This window comes from Sinomonas mesophila, from assembly GCF_001999765.1.
GTDB classification, from domain to species: Bacteria; Actinomycetota; Actinomycetes; order Actinomycetales; family Micrococcaceae; genus Sinomonas; species Sinomonas mesophila.
On record NZ_KV908322.1, the window covers coordinates 312,360 to 332,683 of the forward strand.

General features: G+C 67.3%; 14 protein-coding genes and 1 pseudogene. 9 read left to right on the forward strand and 6 right to left on the reverse strand.

The window, feature by feature from the left end; translation table 11 throughout:
* Positions 1-57: 57 nt before the first annotated feature.
* Positions 58-1,878 (forward strand): ATP-dependent nuclease, encoded by a 1,821-nt coding sequence (locus BV907_RS01295; RefSeq protein WP_175637319.1) that lies wholly within the window; start codon positions 58-60, stop codon positions 1,876-1,878.
* Between the two features lie 102 nt (positions 1,879-1,980).
* Here BV907_RS01295 and BV907_RS01300 read toward each other — a convergent pair whose 3' ends face one another.
* From BV907_RS01300 to BV907_RS01310, 3 genes are all read right to left on the reverse strand, one after another.
* Positions 1,981-2,442, reverse strand: coding sequence for a hypothetical protein (locus tag BV907_RS01300; RefSeq protein WP_077487835.1), 462 nt, complete (start codon positions 2,440-2,442; stop codon positions 1,981-1,983).
* Positions 2,439-3,410: an ImmA/IrrE family metallo-endopeptidase gene (locus BV907_RS01305; RefSeq protein WP_139346537.1), complete on the reverse strand. Its 972-nt coding sequence runs from the start codon at positions 3,408-3,410 to the stop codon at positions 2,439-2,441. Before BV907_RS01305 ends, BV907_RS01300 begins: the two co-directional genes overlap by 4 nt.
* A gap of 686 nt (positions 3,411-4,096) precedes the next feature.
* Positions 4,097-5,056: a DUF4238 domain-containing protein gene (locus BV907_RS01310; protein ID WP_077487837.1), complete on the reverse strand. Its 960-nt coding sequence runs from the start codon at positions 5,054-5,056 to the stop codon at positions 4,097-4,099.
* Between the two features lie 1,093 nt (positions 5,057-6,149).
* Here BV907_RS01310 and BV907_RS01315 point away from each other — a divergent pair.
* Together BV907_RS01315 and BV907_RS19210 are read left to right on the forward strand one after the other, a co-directional pair.
* Entirely contained in the window at positions 6,150-8,927 is a 2,778-nt protein-coding gene (locus tag BV907_RS01315; protein WP_077487838.1) for a phytase, read from the forward strand.
* Between the two features lie 242 nt (positions 8,928-9,169).
* Positions 9,170-9,348 (forward strand): annotated as a pseudogene (locus tag BV907_RS19210) (ectoine/hydroxyectoine ABC transporter ATP-binding protein EhuA); the annotation flags it as partial.
* A gap of 55 nt (positions 9,349-9,403) precedes the next feature.
* On the opposite strand, the gene BV907_RS01325 reads toward BV907_RS19210, so the two are convergent.
* The 3 genes from BV907_RS01325 to asnB all read right to left on the reverse strand — a co-directional run bounded on the left by BV907_RS01325 (position 9,404) and on the right by asnB (position 15,548).
* Positions 9,404-10,705: a phosphoribosyltransferase family protein gene (locus tag BV907_RS01325; RefSeq protein WP_077487839.1), complete on the reverse strand. Its 1,302-nt coding sequence runs from the start codon at positions 10,703-10,705 to the stop codon at positions 9,404-9,406.
* A 101-nt stretch (positions 10,706-10,806) separates the two neighbouring features.
* Positions 10,807-12,819: a M3 family metallopeptidase gene (locus tag BV907_RS01330; RefSeq protein ID WP_077487840.1), complete on the reverse strand. Its 2,013-nt coding sequence runs from the start codon at positions 12,817-12,819 to the stop codon at positions 10,807-10,809.
* A gap of 65 nt (positions 12,820-12,884) precedes the next feature.
* Positions 12,885-15,548, reverse strand: a complete 2,664-nt coding sequence (gene asnB, locus BV907_RS01335) for an asparagine synthase (glutamine-hydrolyzing) (RefSeq protein WP_077487841.1) — start codon at positions 15,546-15,548, stop codon at positions 12,885-12,887.
* A gap of 89 nt (positions 15,549-15,637) precedes the next feature.
* On the opposite strand from asnB, the gene pdxT reads away from it, so the two are divergent.
* From pdxT to yajC, 6 genes are all read left to right on the forward strand, one after another.
* Positions 15,638-16,369 carry a pyridoxal 5'-phosphate synthase glutaminase subunit PdxT gene (pdxT, locus tag BV907_RS01340; protein WP_077487842.1) on the forward strand — a complete coding sequence of 244 codons (732 nt, stop codon included), beginning with the start codon at positions 15,638-15,640 and terminating at the stop codon, positions 16,367-16,369.
* A 2-nt stretch (positions 16,370-16,371) separates the two neighbouring features.
* Complete coding sequence (locus tag BV907_RS01345; RefSeq protein WP_077487843.1) at positions 16,372-17,127, forward strand: YebC/PmpR family DNA-binding transcriptional regulator; 756 nt, start codon at positions 16,372-16,374, stop codon at positions 17,125-17,127.
* A 3-nt stretch (positions 17,128-17,130) separates the two neighbouring features.
* Positions 17,131-17,763, forward strand: coding sequence for a crossover junction endodeoxyribonuclease RuvC (ruvC, locus tag BV907_RS01350; RefSeq protein WP_425441585.1), 633 nt, complete (start codon positions 17,131-17,133; stop codon positions 17,761-17,763).
* A 153-nt stretch (positions 17,764-17,916) separates the two neighbouring features.
* The gene (gene ruvA, locus BV907_RS01355; protein ID WP_077487844.1) at positions 17,917-18,567 is read left to right on the forward strand and encodes a Holliday junction branch migration protein RuvA; all 651 of its coding nucleotides are present in this window, start codon (positions 17,917-17,919) and stop codon (positions 18,565-18,567) included.
* Entirely contained in the window at positions 18,560-19,642 is a 1,083-nt protein-coding gene (ruvB, locus tag BV907_RS01360) for a Holliday junction branch migration DNA helicase RuvB (RefSeq protein ID WP_077487845.1), read from the forward strand. Before ruvA ends, ruvB begins: the two co-directional genes overlap by 8 nt.
* 128 nt (positions 19,643-19,770) lie before the next feature.
* Positions 19,771-20,226, forward strand: coding sequence for a preprotein translocase subunit YajC (yajC, locus tag BV907_RS01365; protein ID WP_077487972.1), 456 nt, complete (start codon positions 19,771-19,773; stop codon positions 20,224-20,226).
* Positions 20,227-20,324 lie beyond the last annotated feature (98 nt).

Here is a 20,324-nt window from a genome sequence, read left to right on the forward strand (position 1 = left end):
CGTGCAGGTGGTGATCGCTCCCGTTCCCAGGGTAGCTACGCCCATAGACTGGCTCGCGTGCACATAGATCGCGTTGACGTAGAGCGGCTGCTTGGGTTCGAGAAGCTGAGCATTGAGCTGGATCCGCAGCTGCAGCTGATTGCCGGGCCGAACAATGCTGGGAAGTCGTCGCTGCTCCGGGTGCTGGAGACCTTCTTCGCCAACCCGACCGGGTCGGATCTGCTGCGATTGAAGCCTTTGCATGAGTACTACGTGCAGGGAGGCCCCCGGATGATGTCCAGCGTGGTGGTGCACTTCGGGGGACTTGCCGAGGCCGAGCAGGAACTGTTCGCCGACGCGGTCCTTAAGGACGGCACCTTCTGGATCAAGATCTCATGCTCACGGGGCGGGAGAATCACCTACGAAGCGAGTCGCAAGTCCGCACGCGCGAGCGACCTCTATAAGGCGGTACTGCAATCGTTCAGCTTCGTGAAGATCCCGTCCGTCCGTGTGAGCGAATCAGGGCAGGGCGAGAACGACCAGTCATTGGTCAGGCTGTACGAGACGCTCGAGGGCGTGCTTGTGAGATCGGGTGGCTCGCGCAGGACCCAGCTGCAGAGGGAGTTCGAGGACGCGATCAAACCAGTTGAGGACCTTGTGCATAAGGTCCTGAGTGAGTCCGTGGCCGCCGTGGCGACGGAGCTTCCGTTTCGGGAGCGTGAGTTGGGGATCAACCTGCCTGACTCAAGGCATGCTCTTCGAGGGATGCTCCAGGAGGCTGTCATCACCAGCCGGGACGAGGTGGAGGTCTCGATCGCGGAACGGGGTACCGGCTTCCAGTCCGCGATGGTGCTCGGGATCCTTCGGTACGTGGCCTCTCGGAGCCAGCAGGCGGGTGGAAACGTGGTGTTCGCGATCGAGGAGCCTGAAGCCTTCCTCCATCCACAGACCCAGCGGGCGATGGCAAAGATCTTGCGGGAGATCTCAACTGGGGCGCAGCTGCTTGTGACCACTCACAGCCCCGTCTTGGTGGATTCATTCTCCGTTCGCCGGATCGTACGGCTTCCGCTCAGTTCAGGTGGCACCAACTACACCGCGCGTCGTCAGGAGCTTACACAGGCTGAAGAGGGACGGCTGACCAGGTACTGCGACGCAACAAATAGTGAACTCGTCTTCGCGAACTCGGTTGTTCTTGTCGAAGGCCATGGTGACAAGCTCCTGATCGACTATCTGCTCGCTCGCATCACCGGCGGGGCGGGTGGCCACTACGCCATGGGCATCGCCGTCATCGAAGCGTCGGGGATCGGCACGATCAAGCATCTCCTGGGACTCGCGCAGTACTTCGACGTCCGCGCCTACGTCATCACTGACAAAGACGGCCTACACAAGTCAGGCGGCAACGGCCAGCGCAAGTTGCTGGAGATCCTCAAAGCCAGAGATCCTGCCCCGTCCCAGAATGAGCTTCAGGTTTTACATGGCTTGGCGGATGCAACGGTGCCGAACTTGAAGGCCGCCCTTGAGCAGCAGGCGAGTCTCAATCGCAGCCTTGCAATGTGGGATGCGTTCGTTCTCGCATCCGACCTTGAAGGCCTGCTGCTCGACACTGTCGGCCAGACGAAACTGGCTGAGATGCTCGGACCGGCGGGCGAGAACGAGGTTGACCAGGTGGCGTCGGATAGATTCGCGTCAGGCGTCACAGGCAAAGAGGAACTGGCGGCTTGGCTTGGTTCGAAGGGATGGAACTCCACAGGAAAGAAGTCGGGGAAGGTCAAGCCGCACTTGCCGTCGGCTCTCCTGAGAGCGCACCTTGCCACACGCAAGAACGTCCCCCAGACGGTTAAACCGCTCGACGATTGGCTTCGCATGATCGTGAAGGATCACGAGCGGTCACCGCTCTGAACGTTGTCGTTGTGCCGCCGGCACGCACCAGCGTCTAGGTGGACTCGCGACATCGAGGCTGGCCCCGATGGATGTGTCGCTTATCCCGCCCGCGTTCTCCCGTTAGCCGCTGGCATTGGCCATATGCGCTTCGAGCACGGCGAGGAACTCCTGATTGGTCTTCACGGGGAGCCCGAACTCTCCTGCTTTGGCCTGCACGGCCTTGTCCCCTGAGACCACGGTCCACGTCGGGCTGAACAGGGCCGCGGCGTCTCTGCGTTGGCCGTCCACCGCGGTGGCGATGACTAGCGGGTCAGCGTTGCCAAGGTTGGCGTAGAGGTTCACGAGCTTCGTATCGCCGACTGGGACCCTGGCCATCACCTCGATGAGCCGTGCGAGCACACTGGGGGTTGTCGGGTACTCCAGGCGCTTCAGCTCTTCGAAGTCGGGGAAGCCCTCGGCCTCGTGCAGGACCTCGCTCGGGATTCGGCAGTGCGCCGTGAAGTAGTCGCTGGCTCGATGCTCTCGCCCAAGGAACGACAGAGCGTTGTTGTCGATGACGTACACGTTCCCGTAGCCGCTCATCGCATGGCCTCGCGGAAATCGCTGATCTGGTGTGGCTTGAGATGGCGGAGGCAGACGATGCGGCAGAACTCGCCCGGGGAGATCTGCCCTGCCTCGAGCACATTGAGCATCCGCCGGGAGAGCTCGCGACCGTTGTACTTGCGTACGGCATTGATGGCACTCGGCTGGCGCGCTTGGGTCTTCGGGCGCTGTGCGTACTCCTCTCGCAGCTGCTGCAGGTGGGAGTTGGCCAGGTCGGGGGTGATCATGCCGAGCCGCATCGCGCGCACGGCCATCGCGCTGGGCGTCACCTTGAGCACGTCGGCCGCGGCCTTCACTTCGTCTAGCGATCCGAGTGACGTGCTGCGAAGTGCCTCTCTCGGCATGAGCATCGCGCCGACGATGTCGTATTCGCGTCCCACGTCCGACCCTGTGCTGGAGCCGTCATAGGTGACCGGCGCGAAGATCTTCCGCGCCACGAGCACGCTCATCAGAGCGAGCGTGAAGAGCATACGGCCCGCGGGCTCCTGGTAGTCGCCGTGGTCCCCGCCGGAGAGGAAGATGTACGGCACCTTTGCGTCCTTGATGGTCATGCCGCTGAACTTCACGCCGGTGATCCTCTGCGGCATGAAGTTGTTGACGCTGCGGGAGACAAGGACCTGGTTCGCCTCGAGCCGTGCGATCAGCAGCTCGAGGGCGTCCTCCTTCTTGCGCACTGACATGATCGAGTCGTTCGAGAGCCCGAGAGCGTCCATCAGTTTGCTGGCGTCCTCCTCGACCGATCTGCCGACCTTGCCGAGCAGCCCGACGATCCTGTTCGGCGTCAGAGTCTTGTCGTTCTTCTTGAGCAGTTCCTGCTTGCGCAGGAGGTCCTTGACGATCAGCTCGATTTCTCTGAGGTTCACCCGGTCGCGGGAGTTCACGGAGAAGGTCTCCTTGGTGAGGCCGCTCAGGAGCTTGTCCGTCTTTGCCTTGATCTGTGCCTCCACGACGGGTAGCGGGGCGAAGAAGAGCACGTAGGGGATCTCGCCCTTCCGCGCAAGGAAGACGAGGTCGGAGAAGTCGATCGAAGAGGTCGAGACGGCCTTCCTGTAGCGGCGTACGTGCTGGCGACCGAGTTGTTGAGGAGCGCGGCGAACACCGCTTCGTCTATCGGGGTCCGCTCGCCGTTCAGAAGGACATCAATCGCCATCGCCCGGCTCCTCTCTATGAAATGCGGCGGAGGCCACACATTGCCCCGTAATCTGCGACCCGCTCGCCGTGCGGTGGTACGGCGAAGGTCTCGCGCGACGATGTCCATCCGTCGCGGCACGCGGCGGGGACCTCGCCGACCTCTGTCAGGTACTGCCGCCGTTGGGGGAGAGCGACACGCGACTGCTCCATTTCAGTCGCGCACGTCCTTCCGGTTGCCTGGCCGACGCGAGGACACCTCGAAGCACTTCCGCGCTTCTGGCTGCGCTTGCCCTCGGTGAACTTTGTTGCCCCGGGCGTTCGTGCGGACCGCGAGCGACTCCTTAGAACATCCACATCCGGCCCTGGCCCGTCGCTGAGAACGGTAATCGAGCAGATCTAGGAGCTTCGCTTGCTCCCGATGACAACTACGTGGTCCGCCTCTACACCAAGGCAAAGGCGCTGAAGCCGGTGCAGCCAACCCCGAAACCACTTTAGATTGCACCTACCGGTCGCGTGGCCCGGGAAACTCCCCTGGAACGAGACCGGCATCGTCGGGGTGATGAAAGACCCAGTTCCGTGCGTTGGCAATCGTATGGCTGTTCAAGAGACGAGCCATCTTGGTGGTACCAGCCATCTCACGGTCATGTCCTCCGGCGACAATCTGGTCCCAAAGCTCCGTGAGCGCTGTCTGGCCGGCTGCCTCCTCAAAGAGTGGCTGCGGATTGCCCAGAAGGAGGCCGACGTCCCTGGCAAGAGGGAGCGAGATTCCCCAGGCTGTCGCCACGCCAACGCCTGTGAATACTCCATCCAATTTCAGATCGCGCACGAGTGCGACCGGTGTATCGCATGTCAGCAGCTTCCTGCGGTTGAATCTGATTAGAATCCAAGGACGTCCAATAAAATAGGGCACCAGTCGCGGGACAAGTTCGAGTATGTGGAGGATGTGCTCCGCCGGAGCCGTCTTCATGGTCAGACCTTCTGACTCAGAGGCCTGCTGAACCAGCCGATCAAGTACATCGTCGCCCACGTGTTTGCCTGACTGAGCCAGGGTGGCCCTGACCCCGTCCACACCCATCTGAGAAATCACCTGGGACAACGCTTTTCCGTACATCTGGTCCATGAGCATTCTGGCATCCGGACCTCTGCGGAACTGAAGGGCAAGGAAAGTGCCCAGGATCTCCCGGTCTTCGCGAGGCAGTGGCCAAGTACCCGTAACTGCCTTCCTGATGATGGCCGATGCATCGCCTTCCATTCGGGACAGTTCTTTTTCGAAGACATCAGCCCCTTCAGGGTGACCAGGAAGTGCGTAGAAGTTGGTCCGGACGGTCGCATGGGTCGTAGGGATGACCAGCCGCTTCGCATCACTGAGCCTGACAGCGCCTAATTGCGGCGTGTTGTCGGCGGATCCAAAGCCATTCAAATAGAACTTCGGAACCGTATGATGCCGCTTGCTGACCCCCATGTGACCGCGTCCTTCCTTCTGTATTCTGCCGCTCAAAGCCTATTGTCCACTTCACCGGAAGCGGGGAACTCGCGCACTGCCGCGTTGGACCACACGGTCCTGGTTGCAAGACAGGGCTGCCCAACGCTGCATTGTCTTTACTCTTTCCCGCACCACCGGGAGCGGGCAAGACTATGCGCTGAACGGCTCCAAGGGCGCTTCCCTGATGGCCAACGCCGCCGTCCTCATCCTCTCTCTGGCAAATCAGGTCGTGATACGGACGGAGCTCGTGCAGGGTCCACATGTTGTCAATCTTGGACCACGGCATCAACGTCGACGAGATCCCCCAGCCGCACCGCCTCGCGGAGCGCGGCTGGTAAGTGATAAATGAGGGTTTCGAGCTCGTGCCGCCGCTGGTCTGGCGGCGCGAGCCGGGATCCAAACCGTGGTCCAAGATGGGCCACTTCGTAGGAGTGAGCCGAGCGTGGCGTAGGCAGCATTCCTACCTCAGGTGATAGTGACGAAGCCCCAAGGCGGATGCCTTGGGGCTTCGTTGATTGTGCTGGGTATCCCAGTCTGCGGTGAAATCCTGGGAGTCTTTCGATGATTACCCCCGTGCGTCCCCTCCATTCGTCGTGCGGTCGGGGGACCGCAATCGGACGGCTTCGATTCCTGTGGGCAGTACGTTCCAAAAACTCGCCGAGCTCATCGCGGCCGGACTCGAAAAGCGCTGGACTGTAGCGTATAAGGCACCTTCACCTGCCTTAATTCGGGCGGCCGGGAGGCATCCGGTGGACGACCCGGCTTGCGGGCGGGCCGAACTAGCAAATTTCGGTTGATGAGACGGGTGTCAATTTCGGTCTGCAACTCGGTACATATGGCCCGGTGCATCGTGAGCGACTAAAGCGCCATTAGGTGGGCAACCGCCGGCTCTCTCGGACCCAGGAAACAGGTAGTGCCAGCTCAAGAGACAGGTACCGACTACTGGTGACCGTGGGCTTGCCTGGTCTCTAAGCTCCGAATAGAGCCGTTATATCGGCCAACCGTGATAAGGGTGTCTGCCGGCACCCGGTGCTGCCTTCGTGCAGCCCACCGGCAATCGGATAGGAAATCCATGGCTCACACTGTTAGTGTTCGACGCGCGCAGGCGGCTGGCGGATCCTTGCGCCACGCTCCCACGCTTTTCCGGCTCCTGCTTGCCGCGGTTTTAGCTGCCGCCCTCGCAGGACTCACCGTACTCATCGCCCCGCCAGCGCATGCGGCGGACGTCCTCGTGACTCCCTCGGCAGAGACAACACCCGTTCCGAGCTCTAGTGACGCGGCAGACGACACCGCGATCTGGATACACCCCACGGATCCGTCGCAGAGCGTGGTGATCGGCACGGACAAATTAAGTACCGGAGGCGTGGGGGTCTACGACCTATCGGGGCGCCAGTTACATTTCTACCTGCACGGCAGCATGAACAACGTCGATCTCCGGTACAACTTTCCGTTGGGCAGTGAGCGCGTCGCCCTCGTCGGCGTGACGGAGAGGAATGTGGAGTCGACCGGCGTTCGATTCTACAAGGTGAACGTCGCGGACCGGTCCCTGACAGAGGTGGGGCGCATCAGCACTCCAGGGAGGCCTCGCGGCTTCGGCATGTATCACTCCCCAGTCTCCGGGAAGTATTACGCCTTTGTGCATGACTTCAACACGAATGTGATAACCCAGTTCGAGCTGGACGGCTCCAATGGATCGGTTCGAGGGACTGCCGTGCGTTCTTTCGACAACGGCGACAGCTCGGAAGGCATTTCGGCAGATGATGAGCTGCAACGTCTCTATGTGTCCGAGGAGAAAGTCGGCTTGTGGAGGTACGGAGCTGAGCCGGGGGACGGTTCAACCCGGGCACTCGTGGATCGCACCGTGGCGACCGGTGGACGAATAGTGGAGAACGTCAAGAACTCCGCCATTTATTATGGTCGGCAGGGGACCGGTTATCTGATTGTGTCGAGCCAGGGTGGATCCAACTTCGTCATCTACAACCGCGGTGACAACGCCTTCGTCGGCTCCTTCAAGATCGTCGATGGCGGCGGCGTCGACGGTGTGAATGGTCAGGACGGGATTGATGTCACCAATTTCCCGCTCGGGCCCTCCTTTCCCGCTGGACTTTTCACGAGCCAGGACCACAACAACACCAATGCGGGCAACGGCAACAGCGGTAACCAAAATCACAAGCTTGTCTCGTGGCAGCGAATTGCCGATGCTTTCACCCCTCGGCTGCTTGTTGACAACACTTTTGACCCGCGTCAAATAGGAGCAGAGGGCGGAGGGGGAGACCCAGGACCGGATACCACACCGCCCGATACCTCGATCACAGGCGGTCCGTCAGGGACCAGTAGCAGCACTTCGGCTGATTTCACCTTCGCTGCGACGGAGCCTGGGACCTTCGAGTGTGCCTTGGATGGGGGTGCCTTCGAGGGATGTACGTCGCCGAAGAAGTACGCTGATCTCGCAGTTGGCTCGCACGTCTTCGCGGTGCGAGCGACCGACGCGGCTGGCAACTCCGACCCAACCCCTGCGGAGCGAACGTGGGGCATCGACACCTCTGCGCCTCAAACGGAGACCTTGGCGCCGACAGCGGACGCGTATGTTTCCAGCGCGGCGACGACGACGAACTACGGGACGGCGTCGAAGCTCGCAGTGGACAACAGCCCGGTGGAGAATGCCTACCTGAAGTTTGATCTGTCGGGACTCGCAGGGCGGACGATCGTCAGCGCGAAGCTCGAACTGCGGGCGACGACCAGCGGCTCTAAGGGTACGCAGAACGTCAGGTTGGTTACGGAGGACACGTGGACTGAGAGCGGCCTCACGTACAGCACAAGGCCGGCTTTGGGCAGCAGCGTGCTGGGCAGTGTCGGACCGGTCACGACGAACACCGGTTATGAAGTGCCACTGTCTGCGTCAGCTCTGCAGGGTGAGGTTGGCGGCATCCTGTCGCTTGGCATCAACGCCACCAGCAGCGACGGGGCCGACTTCGGCTCCAGAGAGACCACGACCCCACCAAGGCTGGTGCTCCAGTTGGGATCGGGCACGGGGACGCCACCTGCGGATACCACCGCACCCACGGTGACCTCAGTGACTCCGGCAGAGAATGCACCAGACGCAGCGGTCACCGGAAATGTCACGGCTACGTTTTCGGAGGCCATGGACTCGACGACGGTCAACGGGGCGACGTTCACACTGGCCGAGGGAACGTCAACCACTCCTGTGGATGCGGTAGTCAACCTCAGCAACAACACCGCCACATTGGATCCCATCGCCAATCTCAATCCTGGTACGCAGTACACCGCGAGGGTCACCGGAGCGAAGGATTCCTCCGGCAACACAGTCATCGCCAAGACGTGGACTTTCACTGCAGCCGCGGCTACGTCGCCCTCGGAGACGGTGACGTTGACGCCGACAGCGGACGCCTATGTTTCCAGCGCGGCGACGACGACGAACTACGGGACGGCGTCGAAGCTCGCAGTGGACAACAGCCCGGTCGACAATTCGTATCTGAAGTTTGATCTGTCCGGACTCGCAGGAAGGACGATCGTCAGCGCGAAGCTCGAACTGCGGGTGACGACCAGCGGCTCAACGGGTACACAGACCGTCCGGTTGGTTACGGAAGACTCGTGGACTGAGAGCGGCCTCACGTACAGCACAAGGCCGGCCTTGGGCAGCAGCGTGCTGGGCAGTGTCGGACCGGTCACGGTGAACACCGGTTATGAAGTGCCACTGTCTGCGTCAGCTCTGCAGGGTGAGGTTGGCGGCATCCTGTCGCTTGGCATCAACGCCACGAGCAGCGACGGGGCCGACTTCGGCTCCAGAGAGACTACGACCCCACCAAGGCTGGTGCTGCAACTGCAATAGCCGCAGGTAATCGCCGGCGACCAGAGCACCACTGAAGAGAACAAGAGGCGGGGTCCAGTGGACCCCGCCTTTTGCTTGCTTTGGACCAGGCCGACGGCCAGGAACTCGACGAAAGCGATGAGGCAGAGCCCGCCGGTGTAGTCACCTGTACTGCGCGCCCAGGGAGCTCGCCGCGGGGCAGGACGAGGTCAAGCCTCATGGCTTGAGGCCTCTTGCCTGATGGACGGGGCGGGGACGAGGAGGCCCGGTCAGGCATGACCATGGTCGTCGTGACCCACGAGTTCGGCTTCGCCCGCGAGGTGGGGGGCACCTCTGACCTTCGTGGACGGCGGCGGTCGTGGTCGAATCGGGCCACCCCCGAGAGGTCATCGCCAACCCGCAGCACGAGCGCACCAAGGGCTTCCTCAGCCGCGTCCTCTAAGAGGTGACCCCGCATCCCTGAGAGGTGACCCCGCATCCCGACTGAGGATCCGCGCTCACGCCAGATGGCGCGTGAACCATCCTCGCGCGAGCTCCGCGACGGCGTCGAGCGCCCCCGGCTCCTCGAAGAGGTGCGTCGCGCCGGGCACGATCTCGAGGCGGTACGGGCAGCGCAGCTGCGCGGCGGCCTGGCGATTGAGCGCGAGGACGTCGGTGTCGGCCCCGCCGACGATGAGCAGCGTCGGCGCCTCGACCACGCCGAGCCGTGGCCCCGCGAGGTCCGGCCGGCCCCCGCGGGAGACGATGGCCTGGATCCCGGAGCCCGGCTCCGCCGCCGCCCACAGGGCTGCGGCCGCCCCCGTGCTCGCGCCGAACCATCCGATCGGGCGGTCGGGCCCCGTCCGCTCGCGCAGCCACGCGGTCGCCGCGGCGAGCCGCGAGGCGAGCAGCTCGATGTCGAAGACGGCTCGCCGGTCGAGCTCCTCCTCGTGGCTGAGCAGGTCCGTGAGCAGCGTTCCCAGCCCCGCACCCTCCAGCACGCGGGCGACGGCGCGGTTGCGCGGGCTGTGCCGCCCACTGCCGCTGCCGTGCGCGAAGACGACGACGCCCCCGGCCGGGGGCAGGTGCAGCCGCCCCTCGAGGGTGGCATCCCCGGCCGGGATCTCGACGTCCTCGTCGACGGTCGCCTCCGGGTCGTCGGCGGCGGCATCTTGTCCGGCCGGCCGCCGGGCCGCGGCATCGAGGAGGGCCAGGACGTCGTCGTCACGCGTCGGACTGAAGTCGCGGTAGAACCGGCCGACGGCGCGGAACACCGCGGGCATCGAGAGGCACACGAGCTCGTCGGCCTCCGGGACGCTGCGGGCGGCGTCGTGGGGCCCGACGGGAACCGCCATGACGACGCGGGCGGCGCCGAGCTCGCGCGCGACCCGGCACGCGACGCGCGCCGTCGAGCCCGTCGCGATGCCGTCGTCGACGATGATCGCCGTCCGACCCGCGAGCGGGACCGGCGCGTGCCGGGCCCGGATCCCCGCGACCCGTGCGTCGAGCACCTTGCGCTCCTCCGCCTCGACGGCCTCGAACTCGCGCGGCGTGACGGCGGACATCGCGAGCACACGCTCGTCCGTCACGAGCGTGCCGTGCTCGCCGATGGCCCCCATCGCGAGCTCCGGCTGGAACGGGACGCCGAGCTTGCGGACAACGATCACGTCGAGCGGCGCGCCGAGGGCCGTGGCCACTTCGTAGGCCACGGGAACGCCGCCGCGGGGCAGCCCGAGGACGACGGGGTCCTGCCCCCGGAAGTGCTCGAGGGCCTGGGCCAACTCCCGCCCGGCCTCCGCCCTGTCCTTGAACACGCGCATGGCATCCTCCTCGTGAACCCCTTGCCTCCACTGTCCCGCGCCTCGGCGGGATCTGGCAGGGGTGGGGCCGACCTTTGTCGCCGCCCGCGGACTGGCGGCGCTCAGCCGAGGCCGCGCCGGGCGATGAGGTGCGCGACGTCGGCATCGCGGCCGCGCAGGGCGCGGAAGGAGTCGAGCGGGTCGCGCGAGCAGCCGCGCGAGAGCAGCTCGCGGCGGAAGGCCTCGCCGTTGCCGCGCGTGAGCCCGCCGTTCTCGCGGAACCACTCGACCGTGTCGGCGTCGAGGACCTCGCTCCAGATGTACGACCAGTACCCGGCCGCGTACCAGCCGCCCGCGAAGATGTGCTGGAAGTAGCCCGTGCGGTAGCGCGGCGGCACGAGCGGCAGGGCGACGCCCGCCGCCTCGAGCGCGCGGGACTCGAAGTCCGCCACCGCGCCCGGGTCCTCGCCCGCCGGGAGCCCGTGCCACGCGAGGTCGAGGAGGGCCGCGCCGAGGTACTCCGTCGTCGCGAAGCCCTCGCCCCAGAGCTTCGCGGCCTCGAGCCGGTCGAGTTCCTCGGCGGCGAGTGGCTCGCCCGTGGCGTGGTGCCGCGCGTAGTTCGCCACGACCTCCGGCCACAGCATCCACATCTCGTTGACCTGCGAGGGGTACTCGACGAAGTCCCGGGGCACATTGGTCCCGGAGAAGCGCGGGTACTGCACCTCCGAGAGGAGCCCGTGCAGCGCGTGCCCGAACTCGTGGAACACGGTGCGCAGCTCGTCGAGCGTCAGCAGCGCCGGCTCACCGGGCGGCGGCTTGGGCACGTTGAGGTTGTTGACGACGACGGGCCGGTGCCCGAGGAGCCCGGACTGCTCGACGAGCGAGTTCATCCACGCCCCGCCTCGCTTGGTCCCGCGCGCGAAGTAGTCTCCGAGGAACAGCCCGAGGCCCGAGCCGTCGGCGTCGAGCACTTCCCAGACGCGCACGTCCTCGTGGTAGCCCGCGAGGTCGGGGCGCTCCTCGAACCTGAGCCCGTAGAGCTCGCCGGCAGCGTAGAAGACGCCGTCGCGCAGCACGCGGTCGAGCTCGAAGTAAGCGCGCAGGGCCTGCTCGTCGACCGAATGCCGGGCGCGGTGCACGCGCGCGGAGTAGTAGGCCCAGTCCCACGGCTCGAGCTCGTGGCCGGCCTCCTCGGCGAGCGCAGCGGCCTCGGCGTGGGCGTTGCGGACGGCGGCCGGCGCGAGCCGGGAGAGCATGCCGCGGACCGCGGAGATCGACGGCGCGGTCTGGTCGTCGACGGCGAGCTCGGCGAAGTCGGCGTACCCCAGGAGCGCGGCCTTCTCGGCCCGCAGCCGCGCCATCTGCGCCGCGAGCTCGGTGACGTCGGTCGACCCCCCGGAACTGCCCCGCGTCACCGACGCCTCGAAGATCCTCCGGCGCAGGCCCCTGTCCTCGAGCACCGCCAGAAGCGGCTGGCTCGTGGGCTGGATGAACGTCACGAGCCACCCGGACGCGTGCCCGGCCTCGCGCGCCGCCTCCGCGGCGGCGGCGCGGTCGTCGTCCGACATCCCGGCGAGCTCTGCCTCGTCCGTGACCAGAATCGCGGCCTCGTTGATCGCGGCGGCGACCCGCTGGCCGTACTCCGTGCCGAGCCGGGAGAGCTCGGTGTTGATCTCGCGCAGGCGGGCCTGGCCGGCGTCGTCGAGCGCTACGCCCGCGCGTCGGAAGGCCGCGAGCCACTCGGAGACGAGCCGGGCCGACTCCGGGTCGAGGCCGTCCGTGCCGATGGCGGCGAAGCGCGCGTGCAGGGCGCGATTGAGGTGGATCGCGTCGTCGTGCGCGCTGAGCGCCGGCATGAGCTCGGTCTCGAGGGCCCGGATCTCCGGCGTCGCGTGCGAGGACACGAGCGTCGAGAACGCTGCCATGGCGCGCTCGAGGAGGCGCCCGGACCGTTCCATCGCGACGGCCGTGTTCTCGAAGTCCGCGGGCTCGGGCGAGGAGGTGATCGCCTCGATCTCGGCGAGGTGCTCGGCGAGCCCCGCGCGGACGGCCTCGGCGTAGTGGCCGTCCGTGAGCTCTCGGAACGGCGGGAGGCCGTAGGGCAGCGGGCTCGGCTCCAGGAGGGGATTGACCATGAAGGGAGCCTTTCACGCAGCAGGGGCCGCGGCAAGCGCCGCGGCCCCTGCTGGGCTGGTCCCCGTCAGTCCTGCGCGAACACGAGGGACATCGGGGTGGCCTGGGAGCCCTGCCCCTGAGGGTTGTCCTTGAACATGCCCGCGATGGTCTCCTTCGGCAGCGCCGTGTCGTGGCCCATGACGACGACGCCGAGGTCGTTCGCGTCCATGATCGCCGTGCCGCCGAACGAGGCGACCGCCTCGGCGGGGAGTGCGGCGCGCACGGCCGCGCTCAGGGCGCGGGCGACGCCGTCCGGATCCTTGGGCGCGAGCTTCACCGAGTTGCTCGCGGCGCCGAGGCTGTACGGCGTCGCGCCGTCGATCGCGTTGATGTTGTTGCCCACGACGTCGTAGAAGACGCCGCTCTTGCCCTGCAGCTTGCCGACGACCGACGCGGCGGCGGCCTTGACGATGAGCGGCAGGCCGACCTCGTCGATCGCGATCTGCATCGACCACGGGCTCCCGAGGCCGATCCCCGCGGGCGTGCGCGTGACGAACTTGCTCAGCACGCGGGCGGCGGGGGAGACCGTGATCTCCCAGACAGGGAAGGAGCGGCCCTGCGTGATCGCGACGATCTTCTCGCTCACGAGCAGGTACCACGGCCGCCCATCGGCGGAGGCGCGTGCCTCGCCCGGGGCCGCGGGCAGGCCGTCGAAGAAGCGCTTGACGTACCCCGTGACGGCGGGGGCCAGCTCGGTCTCGCGCGCGAAAACGTCGGTCTGGAGCGGGAAGCGGCGGAACGTCGTGCCGGCCGAGACGATGTCGAGCTCCTTGCCCGGGTTGGCCTCGTAGTCGCTCTTGTCCACCGCGACGTCGGCCGGGGCCTCGTCCTTGTCGATGAACTCGCGGAACCACAGTTCCACGTTGAGCAGGCGCCAGAAGACCATCGTGTCGGCGTCGTTCTTGCCGTTGAGGTACTCCTCGAACGCCGTCAGGACCGCTTCGCGGTCCCAGTACGGGCGGCTGTAGAACGAGTTCGACATGAAGACCTTGTAGATCCGCTCCTTCATGAGCCGGAACCACTCCGCCTCGGGGGTCGTGAAGCCGATCTTGTTGCGACGGTTGCTGATGACCTCGGGGAGGAGCCCGCGGGTCGCATCGCGCAGGACCCGCTTGTTCCAGCCCTCCTTGATGATCGCCTCGTCCGAGAGGCTGAAGAGGTACTTCACGACCTCCTTGTCGAGGAACGGCACGCGGCCCTCGAGCGAGAAGCGCATCGTGTTCTTGTCCTCGTAGCGCAGGAGCGAGGGCAGCGACTTGGCGAAGAGGTCGTCGATGAGGCGCAGCTTGAGGTTGTCCGGGATGTTCCCGAAGGACTCGCCAGCAAACTTCTTCGCCCAGTCCCTCTTCAGGAGCGAGCCCATGCCCACGGTCTTCTTCCCGCTCACCATGCCCGCCAGCCGGAAGCGGCCGAGGCGGTAGAAGACGTCGAGGCTGCTCGAGGTCTCCCTGGCGAGGGTCGCGTAGTCGCCGGCGGCCTTGAGCTGGCGCAGGTACGCGAAGTAGTAGGGGATGTAGCCGGCCATCATCTCGTCGGCGCCCTGCCCGTCGAGGAGGACCGTGACGTGCTTCGTGGCCTCCTTCATGACGCAGTACTGCGCATAGGGGCCAGAGGAGATGATGGGCTCCTCCATCGTGCGGACGAAGTCCGTCAGGTCCGCGTCGAAGCCCTCGGGGCTCGGCTTGATCTTGTGGCCGGCGATGTTGCCGCTGCACGCGTCGATCGCGGCGTCGGCGTACGCCTCCTCGTCGTTGATCGAGTTCGGGAAGACGGCGCTGAAGGTGTTCTGCTTCGCGCCGACGGCCTCGAGGCCCTCGGCCTTCTCCTGCATGAGCCTGTTGATCGTCACGACGACGGCGGAGGAGTCGAGCCCGCCCGAGAGGGCGCTGCCGACGGGCACCTCGGAGTTGAGCCGGATGCGGACGGCCTCGGTGAAGCGGCGCCGGTACTCGTCGACGACCTCGGGCGTGTAGGGCGTGTTGACCGTCGAGAGCTCCTCGAGCTCCTCGCGCAGGCGCGTGTAGGACGAGATGCGGAACCGGCCCGTGCCGAGATCCACCGTCATCATCTCGCCGGGGAGGAGCTTGTTGACGCCGGCGAAGAAGGTCTCGGCCGTGTCGTCGTGGATGCGGAACTTCAGGTAGCGGTAGAGGATGCGCTCGTTGGGCGCGGCCTCGATGAGGCCGGTCGCGAGGATCGGGCGGATCTCCGACGCGAAGAGCAGCTTCGGCTCCGCCTCGGTCCCGGCGTTGGCCCAGTAGACCGGCTTGATGCCGAAGTGGTCGCGCGCCAGGACGAGCCGGTTGCGGGTGCGGTCGAACACCGCGAGCCCGAACATGCCATTGAAGCGGTCGAACGCGTCCGTGCCCCACTCCTCGTAGGCCTGGAGCACGACCTCGGTGTCCGAGGCGGTGCGGAACGAGCGCCCGAGGCCCTCGAGCTCGGCGCGCAGCTCGCGGTAGTTGTAGACCTCGCCGTTGTAGACGAGGACCGTCGCTCCGTCGGCGCTCAGCATCGGCTCATGCCCGTGGGCGACGTCGACGATCGCGAGCCGCCGGTGCGCGAGACCGACGCTTCCCTCCGAGAAGTACCCCTCGCCGTCGGGCCCGCGGTGCTCGATGCAGCTGTTCATCCTCGGCAGGAGGGATTCCTCGAGCCCGGCGCCGAAGTATCCGGCGATTCCGCACATAGTGCTGTCCTCTTCTTCTCTCGACCGTCGGGGTTCTGCGCTCCATGCTACCGGCGGGCCGGCGGCCGGCCGGGCGCGACTAGACTGTCATGGTGACTTCCGCAGTTCCCCAGCCCTCTTCCCCGCCTGCCGCGGCGCTTGGCTCCGCCCCTGCCTCCGGCGGGCCCGCCGCCGGCGGCCCCGTCGTCGGCGTCCTCGCCCTGCAGGGCGACGTGCGCGAGCACCTCGCGGCCCTGGCACACGTCGGCGCGCGCGCCGTGAAGGTGCGCCGCCCCGAAGAGCTCGAGGGGATCGACGGGCTCGTGATCCCCGGCGGGGAGTCGACGACGATCGACAAGCTCGCGCGCGCGTTCGGCATCGCGGAGCCACTGCGGGCCAAGATCGCGGAGGGCTTCCCCGTGTACGGCTCGTGCGCGGGCATGATCCTGCTCGCCGACGAGATCGCCGACCCGACCAAGGACCTCTCCGGCCACGCCCAGGAGAGCTTCGGGGGCCTCGACATCACGGTGCGGCGCAACGCCTTCGGCCGGCAGCGGGAGTCGTTCGAGACGGACCTCGACTTCAAGGAGGTCGACCAGGCGGGCGGGCCCGTGCACGCGGTGTTCATCCGGGGCCCGTGGGTCGAGCGCGTCGGGCCGAGCGTCGAGGTGCTCGCCGAGGTCGACCCGCAGCACGCGTCCCACACGGCGACGCTGGAGGGCAAGGCTAGAATTGTCGCAGTTCGTTCAGGGCGGCTGCTCGCGACATCGTTCCACCCCGAGGTGACGGGCGAGACACGGATCCATGAACTTTTCATCCGCATGATCAAGGGAGAAGCGTAGGCATGTCCGGCCACTCCAAATGGGCGACCACCAAGCACAAGAAGGCCGCCATCGACGCCAAGCGAGCCAAGGCGTTCGCGAAGTACATCAAGACGATCGAGGTCGCGGCGCGCCTCGGCGGGGCTGACGTCTCCGGCAATCCGGCCCTCGACCTCGCCGTCAGCAAGGCCAAGAAGAACTCGGTCCCGAACGACAACATCGACCGCGCGATCAAGCGCGGCGCGGGCCTGACCGGCGAGGCCATCGAGTACACGGAGATCATGTACGAGGCCCGCGGCCCCCAGGGCTCTGCGCTGCTCATCGAGTGCCTCACGGAGAACCGCAACCGCGCCGCCGCGGACGTCCGCCTCGCCGTGACCCGCAACGGCGGGTCCATGGCAGACCAGGGCTCCGTCAACTACCTCTTCACCCGCAAGGGCGTCGTGAGCCTGCCGAAGAACGGCCTCTCCGAGGACGACGTCCTCATGGCCGTGCTCGACGCCGGGGCCGAGGAGGTCAAGGACGGCGGCGAGAACTGGGTCGTCTACTCCGAGCCGCATGACCTGCAGGCCCTCCGCGACGCCCTCACCGCGGGCGGGATCGAGTACGAGACCGACGAGGTCGAGTTCGTCCCGTCCATGGAGGTCCAGCTCGACGCGGACGGCGCGCGGAAGTTCGTGCGCCTCGTCGACGCCCTCGAGGACCTCGACGACGTGCAGAACGTCTACACGAATGCGGACATGAGCGACGAGGTCATGGCGGCCCTCGAGGACGACTGACGCGTGGCCGGCTCTGCCGCCGACGGCACCCGTGCGAGGCCCGGGTCCCCCCTGCGCGTGCTGGGCGTGGACCCGGGCCTCACGCGCTGCGGGCTCGGGGTCGTGGACATCCAGCGCGACCGCACGGCGACCCTCGTCGGCGTCGGCGTCGTGGGGACGGACGCCCAGCAGCCCCTCGACGCGCGCCTGCTCGCGATCGCGAGCGCCATGGAGGAGTGGCTCGACCGCTACTCCCCGGGGGTCGTCGCCGTCGAGCGGGTCTTCTCCCAGCTCAACGTGAGCACTGTCATGGGCGTCGCCCAGGCCTCTGGGATCATCATCGCGGCAGCGGCCCGGCGCGGGATCCCGGTCGCGCTGCACACGCCGTCCGAGGTCAAGGCCGCCGTGACCGGGAGCGGCCGGGCGGACAAGGCGGCCGTGACGCGCATGGTCACCAAGATCCTGCGGCTCGACACGCCGCCGCGCCCGGCCGACGCCGCCGACGCCCTCGCGCTCGCCCTCGCGCATGCGTGGCGGGGGAGCGCGCCCGGCTCGCCGTCCGCCGTCGGGCGCACGACGGCGATGACGGCGACGGCGCTGACGCCGGCGCAGAGGGCATGGCAGGAAGCCGAGGCCAAGGCGAGGCGCGGCAGGTAGGCGAGCGGGATCAGGGCGGCGGGAAGAGCGGGCAGAGGCCAAGGCGCGCCGCGGCAGATGAGCCGAGCCCCCGCCGTCGGCCGCTAGAGTTCTCGTAGATATGTTCGGGTGACAAGCGTTCCGCGGCAGCGCCGCGGGCGGCAAGGAGTTCTCGTGATCAGCTTCCTCCGCGGCCCCGTGGCCCAGGTGGGCCTGTCCTCGGCGGTGATCGATGTGAACGGCGTCGGCATGGCGTTCTGGGCCACGCCCCAAACCCTCGGCGGACTGCGCGAGGGGGCCGAGGCGACCGTGCACACGTACCTCGTGGTACGCGAGGACTCGCTCACGCTCTTCGGGTTCGCGGACCCCGGCGCACGCGAGGTGTTCGAGGTCCTGCTCGGAGTCTCGGGCGTCGGGCCTCGGCTCGCGCTGGCCGTGCTCGCGGTGCACAGCCCCGAGGCGGTCCGCATCGCGGCGCATTCGGAGGACGCCAAGGCATTCACGAAGGTCCCGGGGATCGGGCCCAAGGTCGCCGCGCGCCTCGTCCTCGAGCTCAAGGGCAAGCTTGTGCCCCTCGGCGCGCCCGGGGAACCTGCGCCCGAGTCGCCCGCGGCCGCCGGCGACGGGGCGTGGAAGGCGCAGGTCATTGAGGCGATGGCGTCGCTCGGCTGGAGCGAGAAGGACGCCGCGGCGAACATCGACCGGGCCCTGGCGGACCAGCCGGAGCTCGCCGAGACGGGCAGCGTGCCCGAGATCCTCCGTGCCACGCTGCGCTGGCTCGGCCAGGGAACCCGGCCGGGCGTGAAGGCGGGGGCCCGTGGCTGAGGCGTCCCTCGTCTCGAGCGGGGAGGAGCCCGAGGAGCGGGTCATCGAGGCCGCCCTCCGGCCCAAGTTCCTCGACGAGTTCGTCGGCCAGGCGCGCGTGCGCCGGCAGCTCTCGCTCGTGCTCGAGGCGAGCCGGCTGCGGGGCCGCACGGCCGACCACGTGCTCCTGTCCGGCCCGCCCGGCCTGGGCAAGACGACGCTGTCCATGATCATCGCGGCGGAGATGAACGCCCCGCTGCGCATCTCCTCCGGCCCGGCCATCCAGCACGCGGGCGATCTCGCCGCGATCCTGTCCTCGCTCACGGAGGGCGAGGTGCTCTTCCTCGACGAGATCCACCGCATGTCGCGCCCCGCCGAGGAGATGCTCTACATGGCGATGGAGGACTTCCGGGTCGACATCGTCGTGGGCAAGGGGGCGGGCGCGACGGCGATCCCGCTCGAGCTGCCGCCGTTCACCCTCGTGGGCGCGACGACGAGGGCCGGGCTCCTGCCCGGCCCGCTGCGCGACCGGTTCGGCTTCACGGGACACCTCGAGTTCTACTCGGTCGAGGAGCTCGAGCTCGTGCTCCGCCGCTCGGCGGGCCTGCTCGACCTCCGGGTCACCTCGGCCGGCTTCGCGGAGGTCGCCGGAAGGTCGCGGGGGACGCCGCGCATCGCCAACCGCCTCCTGCGCCGCGTCCGCGACTGGGCCCTCGTGCACGGGATCGCCGAGATCGACGCGCGCTCGGCCGCCGCGGCGCTGGACATGTACGAGGTCGACGCGAAGGGCCTGGACCGGCTCGACCGCTCGGTGCTCACGGCCCTCGCGACGAAGTTCGGCGGCGGGCCTGTCGGCCTCTCGACGCTCGCGATCGCCGTCGGCGAGGAGCCCGAGACGGTCGAGACGGTCGCCGAACCGTACCTCGTGCGCGAGGGGCTCGTGGGCCGCACGCCGCGGGGCCGGATCGCGACGCCGCTCGCCTACGCGCACCTCGGCCTGCCGGTCCCCGCGGCCGCCCCGTTCGCGGACAGCGCAACCCTCTTCGGGCCGGGCTCGGAGGAGGGCCCGGAGGACGCCTCCGACGCCGCTCTCTGAGCGTCGCGCCAAGCCCGTGCGCTTAGACTGTGTACACGCCTCCCGCCGCGGCGGGGGCCACTATGCTGTGCCCGCAGGCGGCCACGCCGCCCGGGCCTTGTCGACAGATTGGACCTCACATGGACTTGATGACCATCCTCCTGCTGGCCGTCTTCGCCTTCTTCATCTTCTCGATGTTCCGCCGGAACAAGAAGGCCCAGCAGCAGCAGGCCGAGATGCAGTCGAAGTTCGGCCCCGGTGTCGAGGTCATGACGAGCTTCGGCCTCTACGGGCGGATCGTCGAGATCGACGACGCCGAGAACAAGATCGTCCTCGAGCTGAGCCCCGGCAACAACGCCACGGTGCACCGCCAGGCCGTGACCAAGGTCGTCGAGCCGGCCGCCGTCGAGCCCGGCGCCCCCGCGGCCGAGGATGCCGCCGCCCCGGCAGAGGCGCCGGAGGCCGGCCCGTCAGTGTCTGGCCCGTCCGGGCCCCTCGGTCTCGGCAAGCCCGCCGCGGATGCCGGCACCCCGCAGGAGCAGGCCTCCGAGACGCCCGAGGAGACGCTCAAGCGCCTCGACGGCGAGGACAAGAACCAGAAGTAGCCATCCGACGCGCCGCCCGGGAACCGTCCCGGGCGGCCGCGACGCGAATTGCCCGCGGGCCGCTTCCGGGCGCCGCGCCCACGAGACGAAGGACCACC